This window comes from Bradyrhizobium sp. 164, assembly GCF_023073715.1.
GTDB lineage: Bacteria > Pseudomonadota > Alphaproteobacteria > Rhizobiales > Xanthobacteraceae > Bradyrhizobium.
The window spans coordinates 277804-294314 of the sequence record NZ_JADPKA010000097.1 but is presented as its reverse complement, the minus strand read 5'-3'; the positions used below and the strand labels follow the sequence as shown (position 1 = coordinate 294314).

16 protein-coding genes and 1 pseudogene are annotated in these 16511 nt (G+C 61.8%); 15 read left to right on the top strand and 2 right to left on the bottom strand.

All coding sequences use genetic code 11. From position 1 onward, the window contains the following. Positions 1–1070 precede the first annotated feature (1070 nt). The 3 genes from IVB01_RS31240 to IVB01_RS31230 all read left to right on the top strand — a co-directional run bounded on the left by IVB01_RS31240 (position 1071) and on the right by IVB01_RS31230 (position 2473). Positions 1071–1793: a Crp/Fnr family transcriptional regulator gene (locus IVB01_RS31240; protein ID WP_247495157.1), complete on the top strand. Its 723-nt coding sequence runs from the start codon at positions 1071–1073 to the stop codon at positions 1791–1793. A 60-nt stretch (positions 1794–1853) separates the two neighbouring features. Continuing rightward, positions 1854–2087, top strand: a complete 234-nt coding sequence (locus IVB01_RS31235) for a hypothetical protein (RefSeq protein WP_247495156.1) — start codon at positions 1854–1856, stop codon at positions 2085–2087. Between the two features lie 143 nt (positions 2088–2230). Then, a complete protein-coding gene (locus IVB01_RS31230) occupies positions 2231–2473 on the top strand; it encodes a hypothetical protein (RefSeq protein ID WP_247495155.1) in 243 nt (80 codons plus the stop codon). A gap of 804 nt (positions 2474–3277) precedes the next feature. On the opposite strand, the pseudogene ribB reads toward IVB01_RS31230, so the two are convergent. Both ribB and IVB01_RS31220 read right to left on the bottom strand, forming a co-directional pair. Then, positions 3278–3787, bottom strand: a pseudogene (gene ribB, locus IVB01_RS31225) (3,4-dihydroxy-2-butanone-4-phosphate synthase); the annotation flags it as partial. 142 nt (positions 3788–3929) lie between these two features. Then, a complete protein-coding gene (locus IVB01_RS31220; protein ID WP_007594470.1) occupies positions 3930–4553 on the bottom strand; it encodes an Lrp/AsnC family transcriptional regulator in 624 nt (207 codons plus the stop codon). 610 nt (positions 4554–5163) lie between these two features. On the opposite strand from IVB01_RS31220, the gene IVB01_RS31215 reads away from it, so the two are divergent. The 12 genes from IVB01_RS31215 to IVB01_RS31160 all read left to right on the top strand — a co-directional run bounded on the left by IVB01_RS31215 (position 5164) and on the right by IVB01_RS31160 (position 16493). Beyond that, complete coding sequence (locus IVB01_RS31215) at positions 5164–5517, top strand: VOC family protein (protein ID WP_247495154.1); 354 nt, start codon at positions 5164–5166, stop codon at positions 5515–5517. A gap of 27 nt (positions 5518–5544) precedes the next feature. Continuing rightward, positions 5545–6132: a flavin reductase family protein gene (locus IVB01_RS31210; protein ID WP_247495153.1), complete on the top strand. Its 588-nt coding sequence runs from the start codon at positions 5545–5547 to the stop codon at positions 6130–6132. Continuing rightward, positions 6105–7115: a branched-chain amino acid ABC transporter permease gene (locus IVB01_RS31205; protein WP_246230280.1), complete on the top strand. Its 1011-nt coding sequence runs from the start codon at positions 6105–6107 to the stop codon at positions 7113–7115. Before IVB01_RS31210 ends, IVB01_RS31205 begins: the two co-directional genes overlap by 28 nt. Continuing rightward, a complete protein-coding gene (locus IVB01_RS31200; RefSeq protein WP_007594458.1) occupies positions 7099–8130 on the top strand; it encodes a branched-chain amino acid ABC transporter permease in 1032 nt (343 codons plus the stop codon). The genes IVB01_RS31205 and IVB01_RS31200 overlap by 17 nt, the downstream gene beginning before the upstream one ends. After that, on the top strand, positions 8127–8852 hold the full coding sequence (locus tag IVB01_RS31195) for an ABC transporter ATP-binding protein (protein ID WP_247495152.1): 726 nt from the start codon (positions 8127–8129) through the stop codon (positions 8850–8852). Before IVB01_RS31200 ends, IVB01_RS31195 begins: the two co-directional genes overlap by 4 nt. After that, positions 8845–9564: an ABC transporter ATP-binding protein gene (locus tag IVB01_RS31190; RefSeq protein ID WP_247495151.1), complete on the top strand. Its 720-nt coding sequence runs from the start codon at positions 8845–8847 to the stop codon at positions 9562–9564. Before IVB01_RS31195 ends, IVB01_RS31190 begins: the two co-directional genes overlap by 8 nt. Before the next feature lie 105 nt (positions 9565–9669). Then, positions 9670–10434, top strand: coding sequence for an enoyl-CoA hydratase/isomerase family protein (locus IVB01_RS31185; RefSeq protein WP_247495150.1), 765 nt, complete (start codon positions 9670–9672; stop codon positions 10432–10434). A 4-nt stretch (positions 10435–10438) separates the two neighbouring features. Continuing rightward, a complete protein-coding gene (locus tag IVB01_RS31180) occupies positions 10439–11230 on the top strand; it encodes a creatininase family protein (protein ID WP_007594454.1) in 792 nt (263 codons plus the stop codon). Positions 11231–11397: 167 nt separating this feature from the next. Beyond that, complete coding sequence (locus IVB01_RS31175; protein WP_007594451.1) at positions 11398–12531, top strand: LLM class flavin-dependent oxidoreductase; 1134 nt, start codon at positions 11398–11400, stop codon at positions 12529–12531. Between the two features lie 16 nt (positions 12532–12547). Further along, on the top strand, positions 12548–13327 hold the full coding sequence (locus tag IVB01_RS31170) for an enoyl-CoA hydratase-related protein (protein WP_007594449.1): 780 nt from the start codon (positions 12548–12550) through the stop codon (positions 13325–13327). Between the two features lies 1 nt (position 13328). After that, positions 13329–15194, top strand: a complete 1866-nt coding sequence (locus IVB01_RS31165; RefSeq protein ID WP_247495149.1) for an AMP-binding protein — start codon at positions 13329–13331, stop codon at positions 15192–15194. A gap of 75 nt (positions 15195–15269) precedes the next feature. Beyond that, on the top strand, positions 15270–16493 hold the full coding sequence (locus IVB01_RS31160; RefSeq protein ID WP_256464879.1) for an ABC transporter substrate-binding protein: 1224 nt from the start codon (positions 15270–15272) through the stop codon (positions 16491–16493). Positions 16494–16511 lie beyond the last annotated feature (18 nt).

The following is a 16511-nucleotide window of genomic DNA, read 5'->3' as shown; positions in this document are numbered from 1 at the left end:
GCCGCGTTCACAGGCCGAACATATGACCGCACCGCCATTCCTTGTTCAATCAGAGAAAGACCTTGCAGCCCGGGCCGTTCCACATATGAGTCAGAGCCCAATATTGACCCCTAAGCCGGGGGACGGCGTGCAAGATTTGAACGCCGATTGGCACCCCGAGTTCCATTTTGTACAGACAATGCGCCGGCGTCGCGCTAACATCTGCACCGCGCCCGGTCCGTAGCATCTATCGGTGATTGAGAGCCGCAATGCTCCCGCCTCCCATGAATGGAAGATCGACTTTTTTCAGAGAGCGGGTTGACAATCGTTGGGCGCTACAAGCGCGCCGCGCTCGACGGCATGGGTTCAAAAAGATCGCGGACGAAATCAGAAAGCGCGGGACCTAAACTCCGGTGGCCGGGACCAATCTCTAATGGAGGATTGCAATTTCCAGTTCTAGCGAGGCGCCGCTGAGCATTATTTGGCTCGGTGGCGTTCTCGTTCAGAGGGCCACGTTCGGAACGCTTTCAGGACCTGGATTGCGCGACCGATAAGGTTCGAGCCTACTCTTCAGTGGCCCCCGAATTCTTCGGTCGCACCGCCGCGTCGTTGCCCACCTGCGGACGGTGCCACGCGGGTACGCGTGTCGTCGCCACAGAACTCCTCAACTCCCGCACCGGGCAAACCATGGCTATGTTCCGGTGCCCCGGATGCGGTTAGGTAATCTGGGACGAGCGAAAATCAGTTGGTGCCGGCTGGCACGCGAACTCGCGCCGGGGCGCCCTCAGAGAGCATCGTAGACCCCCTACAAATCGACGGCGGCCGCGCAACGATTCGTTCTTTGGATGAGCCGCTGGCGTGGTGCGTGGAATGTCTCCGTACGAGACTCTAAAGGGCTCGGACGGGTTGGTATTTGACAGGCCGCTAACGAGCCTCGGGGCGAGGGGCTCTCAATGGGGGACTAAGAATTAAGCGTAGCCAGTTGAACGCCAAGCTGACCCAAGAGCTAACCTACAATATAATACTGAACGGAAGGTCCCCTTAGGCTAACCTGCAACCTAGGGCTTGGACCTATTTGTCAGGGAGTGATTATGCCACATCACAAGCTAATAGCTCGCCTGCAGGCGGTCGGCAGTCTATCTGAACAAGATCAGCTCAGGCTCACGCGCATGCCGTACAAGGTGAAGTCCGTGGCAGATGGCGAATATGTGGTACGCGAGGGAGACAAGCCCGGTAGCTGCATCGTTGTGATTAACGGCTTTCTATCTCGGCAGAGAGTGGTGAATGCACGCAACCAGATTTCCTCGTTCTACCTGGCGGGGGACATGCCCGACTTGCCTACCCTGCATTTGCCGATCGCGGATTCTGATCTTTGCAGCGTGGGCAAGTCAATGATAGCCGCTGTGCCCCATTCATCTCTTAGAGAGATGATGAACGAGTCTCCGGGACTTACGCATGCTTTTTGGCGCGAGACGCTGATACACGCTGCCATCTACCGCGAATGGGTTGAAAATCTGGGATCGCGCCAGGCCCTGGGGAGGGTTGCGCATCTGCTTTGCGAGCTTGCCGCCCGCATGAGTTTCGTTGGGCTGGCGGACAACGGCAACTTCCGACTTCCTCTCACGCAACAAGACGTTGCCGACGCATGTGGGCTTTCAGTAGTTCACGTGAACAGGACCATCCAGGAACTCAGGAATTTGGCACTCATTGAATGGGAAAGCCACAACGTGACGCTGCTCCGCCCAGAGGAATTAAAAGCTGTGGCCGAGTTCAGTTCTGAATATCTTCACGAGCTGGACCCAAGCGGAGGATGAAGATGGACGAGTCGGCTTGGAGTTTAGGAACGTCCGGGCGGCGACTGATTTAGGCCGGGCATGCCGCGCTTTCATTTCGACTATCATGAAGCGGAACGCGTCACTATCGACGAGGTGGGCCAGGAACTGCAGACTGCCGATGTAGCCCGCAGGATGGCCATGGTTGCCTTGGGCGAAGCCGTGCGCGATTTTACCCTTGCTGCTCGTCCGGGCAGCATCGCGATTGTGGTTAGAAATAACGCCGGCATTCTCCTGAGAGTCTGTGCCCTCATTGACGAGGCTGAAAGCTGGTGACCTGCGTCCCGGCTCGCTTGATGGCCCTCCCTCATCGTCGGTGTCGCCTGTTGCCCACAAGCAAACTCATCAGTTGCCCGACGGACAACGTACCCACCACGAAAGCCATCGAGGCTGAACCTCGTATCCAGCGAAGCCGCGCCATGAAGATCCGATCGCATTCCGAGAACCACATCGTCGAACTCGACGACGGGTCGCGCTGGCAGATCTTCCGGGCGATCTCGACCTCAGGCTCGGCTGGACGCCGGAGACCGAACTTGCCGTCGTTCCGATCGAAGACGACGTCAGTTCGCACGCGCGGGTCGGCGACGACGGCATGTGCGCGCAAGACCGCCGGGGAAAGCTGGCCGGTGCGCGAGGTCAAGTCCGCGCTGAAGGACGGATGATGCGCCTGCCGCGAGAAACCAGGCGAAGCCTCGATCGAGCTCTCGCCCGGTCTGGGCAGCCGGCTCCGCGCCAACGCCGCCGGATGCAGTCGAAACCTTGATCTGCCTCATGGCGACCACACCGTCCGGAAGCAGAGTGCAGGCATGTCTCACTACATGTTTCGATGTCCCGTCTCCGGAGAAAACGTCCAGCGCTGGATCGACGACGATCCGGACGGCGCGCGCAATGCCTACGTCATCGTGGACTGTCCCGCTTGCGGCAAGCTGCACTTCGTGAATCGAAGCACCCACAGCTGCTCGGACACGTAAGCCTGGCCGCTTCGCACGGGCGATCTGTCCCAGCCGATTGGACGCATCCGTACTAACGCAGTGTGCGCGAGTCACCGTCCCATCGAGAGTCCCAGCTATGGGAAGGGTCGTTCCAGCCGCCCGCGGCGGCCTGAAAGAAGAGTGAGGGCGCTACGCTGGAAAGCGAAATGGCCGCCGATTTCTCGGCGGCCCACCGGCTCGAAGTATGCGTTGTCGTACTGAAATCGCCAGCCCCGGTGCTGCGCGCGCATTACCACAGAAGTGGTCCTTCGTGGATTATCTCGGGAAGCGCTCGCTACCTATGCGGGAACTGAATGGTCGGCAGCCCGTTGGCGTCGAATGGAAAACGCGTTTCTCGCCCTGATCGCTGCGGCGCGCCTCGACAGCCGCGCTCTTGGCGGCACCCGGACGCTCTCGGTATCGCCGACGCTGCCGGTTCTCATCGACGCCGGCCATCACGCAAGATGTCGGCCAGCTCGCGCAGCCGGCCGGTCAGGAGCCATCGTCGTTCATCAGTTCGCTGATGACGCCGACCGGCTCGAGACCTGCCAGTCTGCACAGGTCGACGGCGGCCTCGGTGTGACCCGAGCGCATGAGTACGCCCCCTTCTTTTGCGATCAGCGGGAAGACGTGTCCCGGCCGGCAAAAATCGCCGGCGCCAGCGTTGGGGTTGGCGAGTGCACGGCAGCACGAGGCCCGCTCTTCGGCCGAGATGCCCGTACCGTTATCCGGCCGGTAGTCCACTGACACGGTAAACGCCGTGGTGTGAGCCGAGTCGTTTTTGACAACCATCGGGTCAAGCCGCAGGCGTCTCGCGTCTTCGAGGGTAATCGGAGCGCAGACGATTCCCGATGTATGGCGAATGATGAAGGCCATCTTCTCAGCGGTACACCGCGAGGCGGCAACGATGAGGTCCCCTTCGCCCTCGCGATCGTCGTCGTCGGTGACCACGACGATTTCGCCGTCGGCGAGCGCCTGCAGGGCCGCTTCGATCACACCCGTCATCTCGGTCGCTCTGCTCGCTGGAACCGACGGGTGGTCGCGTTGGGTCTTGTGCGGATTGTCAGGCTCGCAGCGCCGCTCGAGCACTCTGCCGATCTTAACTTCACCATTATTGTCAACTGGCCGGAGCGCATGGCGGGGCGCCTCATAGTCTTTCCACGCTGTAGCTGGGACGATTGGTGTCCAGCCCGATCGGCGCATCGGACAGCAAAGGACCAGTTGGGTCGTATCGGGGTCTTGGTGAGCGCTCCAGAGGGCGCGAGGGGTTGGCGCAAGCCTTGACGGTGACCGGCCGATTGGTGTCGATCGGCAGCACGGTCTTGTACGAAATGCGCTTGAGGGCCAGATTTGATCGAATGCTGCTGACGCCGGGGATGCGGGATAGTTTGTTGACAATCAGGTCTTCGAGATCTTCGATGTCGGCCGCCATGACGCGGAGCATGTAGTCGCTCTCACCGGTCATGAGATAGCATTCCATTACCTGGGCCAGCCGGTCGATGGATCGTGTGAAATTCTCGAGGGACGTCTGGACCTGCTTTTCCAGCTTGATCTGGATGAAAGCCGTTACACCAATGCCGAGCACGGCGGGATCGAGAAGGGCGATCCGTCGATCGATCACACCGAGCTTTTCGAGTGTTCTGACGCGTGCCAGACACGGCGACGGCGAGAGATTCACGCGTGATGCGAGCTCGACATTGGTCAAGCTCGCATTCTGCTGGAGCTCGTTGAGGATCTTGATATCTATTCTGTCGAGAGAGGTCGTTGACATCGCGTATCTCCCAATTATGGCAGTCTTCTGCGGCGCGTATCACCGTCGTTTGCGGGGTGATGACAATCGCGTGGTAAAAGCTAACCGCAATTGCGCTTGTGGGATTTCGACAAATCATCGACTTATATTGAAAAACCGTCAACCTTCGCATTGTGCATTGCGATCAGGAGGTTAGTTGCCTACTCCTGATACATTTTTTGCCTATGCGATATGCAGGCCGACGTTGATCCGCGGATTCGGTCAAGATGTAATGCCCGCCGCTCCATCGATTGGCTCCCCATGTCACTTGACGGGATGTGCAGCAGAGCTCGATGTCGAGAGCTGCCCTGTTTCGTACAACCGCCTGTCGTCGCGTGTGGCCTTGGTCCCACTTCGCTGACCACGCCGCGGGCGTTGCGTGAGACAAAAGGTTCGGCAGCAACGACGCCCACCCTCGTCAACCAGAAAATGGCAAAGATCGGCCGGATGCAGAGTTGGATCTAGCGACTCGACAAGTTGTTACAGCATAAAATGCTGATGAAGCTTCTGTGACAGGCGTTGTTCAAGCAGTAATGCTGAGAGGCTCGGGCGACTATCCACCCACGATCGCACTTGGGTAGCGACGGTTTGGATGTCGAGCGTGAAACTGAAGCAAGTCTATTTGACAGCGAACGATACTGGACGCCTGGCCGAGTTCTACGAAGGCCTGGGTCTGAAGGTGCGCTTCGCTGACCCCGGCAAGTGGATCCAGTTCGTGAGCGATGCGGCTGCGTTCTGCGTCGCCGGACCGACGGAGTCGGTATCGGACCAGCTGCAAGATGCCGTTCTTGTCTTCGATGTCGATGACCTCGAGGCCGCCATGGAGCGTGCCGCAGCCATGGGGGCGCAAGTCGGCGCAGTTCGGGACATGGCCAGTCACGGCCGTGCGGTGAAGGTGCGGGATCCGGGCGGCAACGTCATCCAGTTCTATCAAGCAGCCGGATAGCTCAGACGTTCACCGGGGCAGCGCTGCATGCCCGGACTCACAACCAGACAAAGAGGGCGCATCCATCCCATGAATCCAAGGGTCGTAGCCATGCCGTCCGCAACACCGCCGCTGTCCGAAACGAGCCCACTCGATGCCGCAGCATTCCGCGCTGCAATGCGCAGCGTGCCGGGCACCGTGTCGATCGTCACGACAGGCCGGGCGCCGAACCGCCATGGTCTGACACTGACGGCGGGCTGCTCACTGTCGGCGGCTCCGCCCAGCGTGCTGGTTTGCGTCAATCGATCTGCCGGTGCGCACGACACCATTCTCAGCAGTCGGTCGTTCTGCTGGAATATTCTGGGGGTCGAGCATCGCGATCTGGCGCTCAAGTTTTCCGGGCAGGACGGCAGCAAGGGCGATATCCGCTTCGGCGACGGTTTGTGGTGCGATCTCAAAACCGGAGCACCGAGTCTGGTCGGCGCGGTCTGCAGCTTCGATTGCCGCGTGGTGAATGCTTACAGCGACAGTAGTCACACCATTTTCACCGGAGAGGTGGTGGCTCAGACCACGAGAGCCGGATGTGAGTCGCTCGTCTACATCGACGGATGTTTCGCCGCGCCAAAGGCGGTCTGAAGCACAGACGACGTCAGGCGCCGCTACGTTTCCGCTACAGCCAAGATGGAACCGATCAGCATGCAAGGAAGACGAAGACTTTCCATCGCGCATCCATCAGCGGTCGGTCGCTGATGCTGTCGCTCTGGCTCAATGTCATCGCCGGCGGGGTGCTCATCGGACTGGTTTACGGGCTCGTCGCGCTCGGTCTCACGATCATCTTCGGCGTCATGCGCGTGGTCAATTTCGCTCATGGTGAGATGGTCGTGTTCGGGATCTACATCGGATACTGGACCGTTCGAATTTGGGACGTCCCGATCTTTCTAGCCGCTGCGGTCGCCGCGGTCGTCATGTTCGTGTTCGGCTATCTGCTGGAGACGCTCGTCGTGAAGCGGTTCGTCAATCGGCCGCATCATTATCAGTTTATCGTCTTCATCGGCCTCTCACTGCTTTTCAGCGGCGTATTGCTGATGTCGTTCGGTCCGGATCCGCGGCCGACGGCGTCTCAGCTGTCCTTCCAGACCGTGAGCGTGGGACCGCTCACCTTGGATTGGGCCCGCATCCAGGCGGCCGCTACGGCCGGCCTGCTAATCGCCGCACTGGGAGCCTATCTGAAGTACTCCGCATTCGGCCGATCGCTGCGGGGCGCCGCCAATAATCGACTCGGCGGACTGGTGGTCGGGCTTAATATCCCTCGGGTCTATGCGGTGACCTTCGGCATCGGAGCCGCCTGCGCTGGCGTCGCCGGCGCATTGATCTCGCCGCTGTTCGATGCGCAACCCTATCTCGCCGTCGACTTCACGCTGCTGGCCTTCGTGACGGTGATCGTCGGCGGTCTCGGCAGCTTCGGCGGCGCTCTTCTGGGCGGCCTGACGATCGGAGTCGCCGAAGCGATCGCGGCCTTGATGTTCACGCCGTCGATGAAAACTGCACTCCCTTACGCGCTCCTGATAATCATCCTGATTTTACGTCCGAGGGGGTTTTTCGGTGCAAAGGACATCTGATCAAGCCAGCGACACCAAGCGTTGGGGCGCCGGCGCTCTGGTCTTCGCCGCCCTGGCCATGGTGGGTGGCATGTCCAACGCCTACGTCATCTCGCTTCTGACGATCGTCCTGTTGTTCACCTTCCTGGGACAATCGTGGAACCTGATGCTCGGGATCGGCGGGCAGCTATCCATCGGTCACGCGCTGTTCGTTGGAATCGGTGCGTATGCGGTGGCGATCCTGAACATCAAATACGGCGTCACCCCGTGGATCGGTCTGCTGCTGGGCGCGGTGATTGCGGGCTTCGTCGGCGCTGTGCTGGCGTGGCTGAGCTTTCGCTTCGAGGTCCGTGGCATCTATTTCGCGCTGCTCACGATCGCAGCCGCCGAATTCGCCCGGATCATGTTCGGCGGGTGGGACTATGTCGGCGGCATGCAGGGCCTGTTCTATCAGGCGCCGAGCGGCACGATGGACCTCGGGATGCTGCGCGGTGACGCGCGGTTTTACTACTTCGTCGCGCTCGCGCTTGCGGCCATCGGCGTCGCGGGAACGGAGCTGATCTCGCGGTCCTATTGGGGCTATGTCTGGCGGGCGATGCGGGACGACGACGAGGCCGCCCGCGCGCTGGGGGTGCGGACGTTTCGCCACAAGGTGCTGGTGGTCTCGATATCGGCCGCGACGGCCGCGATCGGCGGCGGCGTCCTGGGCCTGGTGCAGGGCGCGATCTTTCCGGATTCGATCATGGGCATGGCGATCTCGGTCGATGTCCTGATCGGCCCCGTGGTTGGCGGATTGGGCACTGCATTCGGCCCGCTGGTCGGCTCGATGGCCGCGATCCCGCTGCATCACGCCATGGGGGCGCTCGGCGACAGCCTGGGGCTCCCCGGACTGAACAGCGTCGCCTACGGGGCGGTGCTGATCCTGGTCGTGTGGTTTCTGCCCGACGGCATCTGGCCGGCGATCGTCCGGCTCTACGGGGCGATCCAGCTGCCGGCGCGCGGCCGGATCTCACAACTGCGGAAGGCCGAGGAATGACCGCGCTGCTCGAAGTGAAGAACTTGACCAAAGCGTTCGTTGGATTGGTCGCGGTCAATGACGTCAGCTTCTCACTGCAGGCAGGCCGCATCACCGCCCTGATCGGGCCGAACGGCGCCGGCAAGACCACCTGCTTCAATCTCGTCGCCGGGGCGCTGAGACCGACCGCCGGGCAGGTGTTGTTCGAGGGGGGTTTGCTCGAGCGCGAGCCGCCCGAAGCGGTGTGCCGCATGGGCATTGCGCGCACCTTCCAGATCGTCCGGCCGATGAAAGATATGTCGGTGCTCGAGAATGCCATGGTGGGCGCCTTCAGTTGGACGACGAACGTCAAGGAGGCGCGGGACAAGGCGTATGAGTCGCTCGAAAATGTCGGGCTCGCCGGCAAGGCGAATGCCCGGACGGATCAGTTGACGTTGCCCGATCGCAAGATGCTCGAGATGGCGAAGGCGCTCTCGACTCGCCCTAAGTTGCTGCTGCTCGACGAAGTGATGGCGGGGCTGCGTCCGACCGAAGCGGCCGGCGTCGTCGGCGTGCTGCACCGGCTCGCCGAGAGTGGACTGACGATCCTACTGGTCGAGCACGTGATGCGGATCGTGATGGAAGTGGCGTCGACCGTGGTGGTGCTTCACCACGGCGCCAAGATCGCCGAGGGCAAGCCGTCAGAGGTGGTAGCGGATCCTGCGGTGCTGGAAAGTTATCTGGGAGCCGGTTTCCATGCCTGACGACGCGCTTCTCGAAATCGACGACCTGTGCGTGTCCTATGACGGCTCCAATGCGCTGAACGGCGTGTCGCTCCGCATCGGCAAGGGTGAACTGATCTGCGTGGTCGGCGCCAACGGCGCCGGCAAGACCTCTCTGATCCGATCAATCGCGGGGATCGTGCCGTCGTCGCGCGGTTCCGTCAGGATCAACGGAGTCGAAATCTCGCGGCGACCGCCGTGGGACATCTGCGAAATGGGCATCGCTCAGGTCGCCGAGGGCCGCCAGATCTTCAGTGCGCTTTCCGTCGAGGACAATCTGCTGATCGGCGGCTCGCTGAAGCGGGCCAGGCACGACCTGGCAAATACGCTTGATTCCGTCTATCAGCTGTTCGGGCGACTTCGCGAGCGCCGCGACCAGCTCGCCGGCACGCTGTCCGGCGGCGAGCAACAGATGCTGGCGATCGGTCGGGCGATCATGTCGAAGCCAGAAATCGTGATGTTCGACGAGCCGTCGATCGGACTGTCGCCGGCGCTGACCGATGTGATGTTCGGCGTCGTCAAATCCCTTAACGAGCAGGGCATCACGGTCCTTCTCGTCGAGCAGAATGTCGCCAAGTCGCTCGCGATGAGCAGCCGCGGCTATGTGCTCGAGAACGGCTCCGTGGTGTTGCATGGATCTAGCCGCGATCTGCTCGAGAACCCCGATGTCCAGCGTGCCTATCTGGGATTGTGAGGCGCGCCGTCTCGGCGAGGCGTCGGGCGTTGCGGCTCTCGTCGCGCCGCCGTTCGGTCCACCGCTCCCCGGCTGTTGCAGCCGCCTCTCGCTTGGGTCTCATTGATGAACACTGCCACTTCTCTCCTGATCGAGCGTGATCAAGACCTGGTCACGATCACGATGAACCGGCCGCCGGCCAATGCGCTGAATGCGCAACTCATCGTCGAGTTGCTGGAGGCGATCCGGCGCCTTGCCGACGACGAGAATCCGCCCGGCATCGTGCTCACCGGAAGCGGCGACCGCTTCTTCAGCGCAGGCGGCGACATCAAGGAAGTCGTCGGGATCGACGTCGCGAGGCCGCGCATCCGGTTCTTCCACGAACTCCTCGTGGCGATGGAGAACTATCCGGGCCCGATCGTCTGCGCCGTCCGCGGCTATGCGGTCGGAGGCGCCCTGGAGTTTCTGCTGCATGCGGACTATGTTGTGGCCGATGCGGTATGCAAGATTGGATTTCCGGAAATCAACCATGGCCTGCTGCCGGTGACCAAAGGCATGCGCCGGGCCGTCGAGAAGCTCGGCGTGCGGGCGGCGCAAGAGCTGCTCTACTGGGGCGAGCTCGTCGGCGCGGAGCGCGCCGTGGCGATCGGCGCCGTGAATGAGATCGTCCCGACCGAGGAGGTCGCGTCCCGTGCGCGAGACGTGTGCGGCGTGTTGCGGCAGAAAGACCGCAAGCTGTTCCATGCCATCAAGCGATCGCTCAACCTCACCGCGCAAATGAGCGATCGGGCGCTCGAAAAAATGACCGTTGCCGACCTCGATGCCTATGTCACAGCCGAGAGCTCAACCAACGCGCGTGCGAGATTTTTGTCGAAGAACAGTAAGGGCTGAGCCGATGACGCGCGGATATCCCGATCAGATCTATCTGGAGCAGATGAGCCACGAGGAAGTCGCCGCGGCGCTGGCCGATGGGTGCACGACGGTAGTGATCCCGCTGGGGGCCGTCGAGCAGCATGGGCCGCATTTGTCTTTGGGCATGGATGCGGATCATGCCGATGCTCTGGCCGAGCGGATCGCGCGCAGCCGCGGCAACACGCTGGTGGCGCCGACCATCACGGTCGGCTGCTCGTCTCACCATCTGCCATTCGCGGGTACGATCTCGCTACGGCCGGAGACGCTGGAAGCGATTTGTGTCGATTATTGCACAAGCCTGGCGCGGCACGGCTTCAAGCGTATCCTGATTCACTCGGGTCACATCGGCAATTTTCCGGTCCTGAAGGACATGCTCGGTCGCTTGCGCGAGGCCGTCCCCTCGGATGTCGAGATCCTGGCGTTCTTCGACTCGACGAAATGGATCGACACGTGGCGCGATGCGGTGCGCGAAGCCGGAGGAGACGTGTCGGCCGTCGGCGGGCACGCCGACATCGCCGAGACGTCGCTGATGATGGTCATTAGGCCCGACAGCGTCAGACCGGACCGCTTCGAGGTGGGCCATCTTGGCGGCTTGTCGGAGGCTGATCTCGAGCTGATGTGGAAGAACGGCATCCGATCGGTTTCGCAGAACGGCGTGATCGGAAGTCCGATCGGCTCGAGCTACGCCATCGGCGAAGCGTGCCTCGCGGCGGTCGCCGAGTTGCTGATCAAGACCTTCGATAGCGAGGCCGGAGCCGCTAGCGCCCGCCGTTGACGGTCAGCCCGTCCGCTGCGTGGCGAAGCTTCCCGGGGCGTCTGCCATGTTGCGAATGCTGACAGCATAAAATTCGGAAAGCGTTACTACGCAACGCGGCTTTCGGGCGAAAATATCGCCACGCCTATGAAACCCTGTGCCATCTCGCAAGCCAAAAGGATTGAGACATGGCACTTACGTTTGGGTTCTGGTCTGAACAGGAAACCCAGGTCGGCCACAGTTACTCGCGCAGGCTTCACGAACTGGTCGACGAGGTCCGTCTGGCCGAGAAGGTCGGCTTCGACTGCGTCGCGCTCTCCGAGCAGCACGTGGCACTGGGCGGGATCTCGAGCTCGGCGCCCGAAGTGGTGTTCGGCTATCTGGCCGCGGTGACGTCGCGCGTCAAGCTGCGCGCGGCGGTGACGCTGATGCCGCAGCGCATCAATCACGCTTTGCGTTCGGCCGAGCGGCTTGCCGTGACCGACATCCTGTCCAACGGACGCATGGAATTCTACGGCGGCCGCGCCAACACCACCATCGCGATGCGGGCGTTCAACGTCGATCCGAACGAAACGCTGGCGCAGATGGAAGAAGGACTGGCGCTGCTGAAAACGGCGATGCGCCAGGACATTTTCACGTTTGACGGCAAGTACTACCAGATCCCTCCGCGCCAGCTGGTTCCGAAGCCGCTGCAGAAGCCGCATCCGGTGATCGGGATCGCGGCGACCAGCGAGCGCAGTCATCTCTGGGCGGCCTCGCAGGGCTTCGCCGTGATGAGCAGCAACATCTATCAGGGCTGGGAAGCTCAGCAGAAGCTGATCGACGCCTATCAAAAGAACTGGAAGTGCGACGCGGAGGGACCGCTGCAGCGTCCGCGTATCGGCATTCCGCTGTTCATCGGCATCGGGAAAACGGACGAGCAGGCCAAGGCAGATTATGCCGGCCCGCTAATGCACTATGCCAAGATCTCGACCGATGCCTATCCGCGTCTCGCGGCGATTGCCGACGACTACAAATACATGGGGGAGAGCGTGCCGTCGATGGAGCGCGCCGCCAACGACTGGGACTATCTGGTCAACGAGTCGGCCACGACGGTGTGCGGCAGCCCCGATACGGTCATTCGTCAGATCGAGAAGTTCGAGGCCATGGGTATCGACGAGGTGCTGCTGCACATGGACTCCGTCCCGCACGAAAAGATCATGGAGGCGATCGACATGGTCGGTCGCTACGTCATCCCGCATTTCAACGACGGGAACAATGTCGTGCGGCCGACCGAGGAGATCCTCGGGCAGATCCGGCTGATGCGGACCCAGAAGCAGTAATCGAACGGTGAAACCAATGTCGCAATACGGCTACAAGTACCTGATCGTCGAGCAGCGCGCCACTGGCGTCGCGATCGTCACGATGAACCGCCCGGAGATCCTCAACGCAATCAACTGGGAGATGCACGAGGAGCTCGAAGACGTCTTCGTCAAGCTGGATCACGACAGTTCTGTCAACGCGATCGTTCTCACCGGTGCGGGCCGCGGATTTTGCTCTGGTGGCGATCAGAAGTCGCTGGATAAGGGAACGCTGCCGTCCCCGACGCGCAGCGGTCGCCACCTCATCCGCAACATGCTGGAAGTCGAAGTGCCGATCGTCGCGGCCGTCAACGGTGTCGCGGTCGGCCTGGGTGCCACGCTCGCGCTGTTCTGCGACGTGATCTATGCGAGCTCGACAGCCCGTTTCGCCGACACGCACGTCAATGCCGGCGTCGTCGCGGGCGATGGCGGCGCGGTGATCTGGCCGCTGCTGATGGGGCCGGTACGCGCGAAGCACTATCTGATGACCGGCGAATTCATCTCCGCCGAGAAAGCGGCTGCTATCGGCATGATCAACGAGGTGGTCGCAGACGGCAACGTTCTCGATGCCGCGATCGAATACGCCGAACTGCTGGCAAGCGGGCCGAAGGAATCGATCGTGTGGACCAAGTACAGCGTCAACAAGATCATCAAGCAGTACGCCCACCTGCTGCTCGACACCTCTGCGGCGCTGGAGATGTTGACGTTCAAGTCGCCCGAGCGGGCCGAGGCGGTTGCCGCATTCGCAGCCAAGCGCAAGCGTTTCGCGGAGCGCTGAGATGAACGTCGCTGAGATGACATCCGGCGCCCAGTTGGCGGATACGACCGTCGTGCAGCTTTTGGCCGCGCGACTCGCGGAGCGGCCCGACAAGATCGCCTTGCAACAAAAGCGTCACGGCGCCTGGACCGCCATGACGTGGGGCGCCTATGCGCAGCGTGTCGTGAACCTGGCCAGCGCGCTGCGGCGTGCTGGTCTCGAGCGCGGCGATCGGGTCGCGATCATGGGCGATTCGTCCGAGGAATGGCTGATCGCGGACATGGCCACGATGTGCGCCGGCGGCGTCATGGTGGGCGTGTACTTCACCTCGTCACCCGAAGAAGTGGCTTACTGCTTCACGGATTCAGGCGCGAAGTTCGCGTTCGTCGGCGGGGAGCCGCAGCTTCGCATCGTGCTCGCCTCCGGTCGGGCCGAGCAGCTCCGCGGCATCATCGTGCTCGACCTGGATTGGACCGGCGAGGCCTCGGCGTCGATCAAGCCGCTGGCCGACTTTGTTGGAGCACTCGATGTTGATGCGCATGACTATCTGCAGAAGGAGAGCGCGACAGCAAAGGCGTCCGATGTCGTCAGCATCGGCTATACGTCCGGGACGACCGGAAACCCCAAAGGCGCCATGCTGACGCACCTTTCCATTCTCGCCGGCGTTCATTGCATCACCCTGTTCGGCCCCAGCATGCGCGAAGAGGAGCACCGGGTGGTCGTGCATTTGCCGATGTCGCACACCGTGGCGCGCGGGCAGGCGACCACGTTGCCGCTGATCGCCGACGCAGTTCCATATTTCGGCGAGACGACCGCGGATTTCGCCCAGACGATCAAAGAGGTGAAGCCGACCTACTATATGGCGCCGCCGCGGTTCTACCAGCGCTTTGCGACACAGATCCTCAGCAAGGTGCATCCCGCCGGGGAAGCGGGAGATCAGAACTACACGCTCGCCATGACGATCGCGCGCAGGGCGCTCGAAGACCGTCAGCGCGGCCACGAGGATGCCTTCGTCTCGAAACTGTTCGCGGCCTGCCGCGAGCAAGTGTTCCTGCCGCTGCTCGCGGAGGTCGGTTTCGACGAGCTGAAGGTCGCGTTCACCTCGTCGGCGGCGATGCCGTCCGAGCTGATGTCGCTGTGGCAGTTGTGGGGCTTGCAGCTCAAGGAGTGCTACGGCCAGACCGAACTGGTCGGTGCCAATCTGGTGCAGATGGCGGAGTGGCCGAAGGCCGGCAACGTCGGGGTCCCTCTGCCGGATCCGGCCTGGGAAACCGCCGTGCTCCAGGACGGCGAGATGATCGTCCGTGGACCGGGATTGTTCGCGGGCTATTGGAACAAGCCGGACGAGACGAAAGCGGCGCTTCGCGACGGCTGGCTCTACACCGGCGACATCGTCGAAGTGTCGCCGGAAGGAACCTTCAAGCTTGTCGACCGGAAGAAGGAGATCATCAACACGTCGAACGGCAAATCGATCAGCCCGACTCAGATCGAAAACGAGCTGAGGCACAGCCCGTTCATCTCCGAGGCGGCTGTGATCGGCGAGGGGCGAAAATATCTCACCGCCCTGATCGAAGTGGATGCCACCGCCACAATGGACTGGGCGAAGTCGCGCGACGACAAGATCGCGAGTTACGCGGACCTGGCAGGCTCCGAGATCGTCAACCGGCTGATCGAGGCGGAGATCGGCAAGGCCAACGGAAGGCTGGCGCGAGCCGAGCAGATCAAGGCGTTCCGCATTCTGCCGGAGGAGCTGTCGCTCGAGAACGGCGTGATGACGCCGACGCGGAAGAAGCGTCGCAAGCAGATCAACGAGCGCTATCAGTCGCTGATCGCGTCGCTCTACGACGAATCCGAGGAGACATTGATCAAGGCCGAGATGGGCCTTTGACGTCGGCGGTCGCTCCTCAAATGTACGAAACCACTAGTCGAGAAAGATTTCACCCCTTAGCAACAGGACATTGAGATGACCAAGCGAAGCGGAATCACGCGGCGGACGATTGTAGGAAGCGGATTGGGAATTGCGGCAGGCCTGGTATCTAGGCCATCGTTTGCGGCGAACACGAAGGTGAAGGTGGGAGCGATCATGCCCAGCAGCGGCGTGCTGGCGTTTCCCGGTCAAGCCTGCGTGCGCGGCATCGATCTCGGCGTCAAATTCGCGCGTGAGAAGTTCGGCCTCGACATCGAGATTGTTCACGCCGATACGCAAAGCCGTCCGGAGAACGGTCGGATTGCCGCCGAGAGCCTGATCCGGCAGGGCTGCACCGTGCTGATCGGCGCGTGGGATTCCGGCGCCACCATTTCGGCGTTGCAGGCCTGCGAGGCCGCCAAGGTGCCCATGGTGGTCCACATCGCGAGCGCTACCCAGGTGACTTCGCAGGGCTTCACCCAGGTATTCCGCTATTATCCCACGTCGCTGACCATCGTGCGGCAATCGCTGACCGAGCTGAAGTCCGTGCTCGGCACGCTGAAGGATCCGCCGAGCAGCGCGGTCGTTCTCCATCTCAACAACACGATGGGGCAGTCGACGGCGGCCAGCATCGATCAGGCATGGAAGGAAGTGGATGTTCCGCTCAAGATCGCGCAGTACATTGCCTATGACGAGAAAGCGAAGGATCTGTCGGTAGAGGTCGCCAAGGCGAAAGCGTCGGGTGCCGATGCTTTGATCTCGGTCACGCGCGTCAACGACGCGATCATGATCGCGCGCGAATGCATCAAGCAGGGCTGGGACCCAAAGATGGTGTTTTCGCCCAACTCCAACGGCGTGTCGGACAAGGCGTATCACGACGCGCTCGGAAAGTATGGTGACGGTCCGATTCTGTCGGCGTCGTGGCTCAATCCCAAGGGCGCCGAGACCGACAAGATCGTGAAGATGTTCGCGGCCGACTACCCGAATGACTGGTTCGATGCCAATGCGGGCTGCGCGTTCGAGGCGGTGCAGATCGTCGCAGACGCCGTGACGCGGGCGGCGTCGCCGGAGTCGGCGGCGATTCACGGCGCGCTAAAGAAGACCGACATGAGGCCGATCCTGATGTACGGCGACAACACCAAGTTCGACGAGACCGGCCAGAACATCCACTGTTCGATGGTGATGCTGCAGGGTTTGAAAGGCAGGCCGCGGGTGGTGGCTCCAAAGGCCATTGCGGAAGCGTCGCTCGAGTATCCGCTTGCGCCTTACAGCAAACGCTGACGTCGTTACGGGCGGCCC

Coding starts and splice junctions, on each gene's coding strand:
- IVB01_RS31240 (WP_247495157.1), top strand. CDS start 1,071: ATGCCACATCACAAGCTAATAGCTCGCCTGCAGGCGGTCGGCAGTCTA.
- IVB01_RS31195 (WP_247495152.1), top strand. CDS start 8,127: ATGACCGCGCTGCTCGAAGTGAAGAACTTGACCAAAGCGTTCGTTGGA.
- IVB01_RS31170 (WP_007594449.1), top strand. CDS start 12,548: ATGTCGCAATACGGCTACAAGTACCTGATCGTCGAGCAGCGCGCCACT.
- IVB01_RS31215 (WP_247495154.1), top strand. CDS start 5,164: ATGTCGAGCGTGAAACTGAAGCAAGTCTATTTGACAGCGAACGATACT.
- IVB01_RS31205 (WP_246230280.1), top strand. CDS start 6,105: ATGTTTCGCCGCGCCAAAGGCGGTCTGAAGCACAGACGACGTCAGGCG.
- IVB01_RS31180 (WP_007594454.1), top strand. CDS start 10,439: ATGACGCGCGGATATCCCGATCAGATCTATCTGGAGCAGATGAGCCAC.
- IVB01_RS31235 (WP_247495156.1), top strand. CDS start 1,854: ATGCCGCGCTTTCATTTCGACTATCATGAAGCGGAACGCGTCACTATC.
- IVB01_RS31230 (WP_247495155.1), top strand. CDS start 2,231: ATGAAGATCCGATCGCATTCCGAGAACCACATCGTCGAACTCGACGAC.
- IVB01_RS31210 (WP_247495153.1), top strand. CDS start 5,545: ATGCCCGGACTCACAACCAGACAAAGAGGGCGCATCCATCCCATGAAT.
- IVB01_RS31190 (WP_247495151.1), top strand. CDS start 8,845: ATGCCTGACGACGCGCTTCTCGAAATCGACGACCTGTGCGTGTCCTAT.
- IVB01_RS31160 (WP_256464879.1), top strand. CDS start 15,270: ATGACCAAGCGAAGCGGAATCACGCGGCGGACGATTGTAGGAAGCGGA.
- IVB01_RS31165 (WP_247495149.1), top strand. CDS start 13,329: ATGAACGTCGCTGAGATGACATCCGGCGCCCAGTTGGCGGATACGACC.
- IVB01_RS31220 (WP_007594470.1), bottom strand. CDS start 4,553: ATGTCAACGACCTCTCTCGACAGAATAGATATCAAGATCCTCAACGAG.
- IVB01_RS31185 (WP_247495150.1), top strand. CDS start 9,670: ATGAACACTGCCACTTCTCTCCTGATCGAGCGTGATCAAGACCTGGTC.
- IVB01_RS31175 (WP_007594451.1), top strand. CDS start 11,398: ATGGCACTTACGTTTGGGTTCTGGTCTGAACAGGAAACCCAGGTCGGC.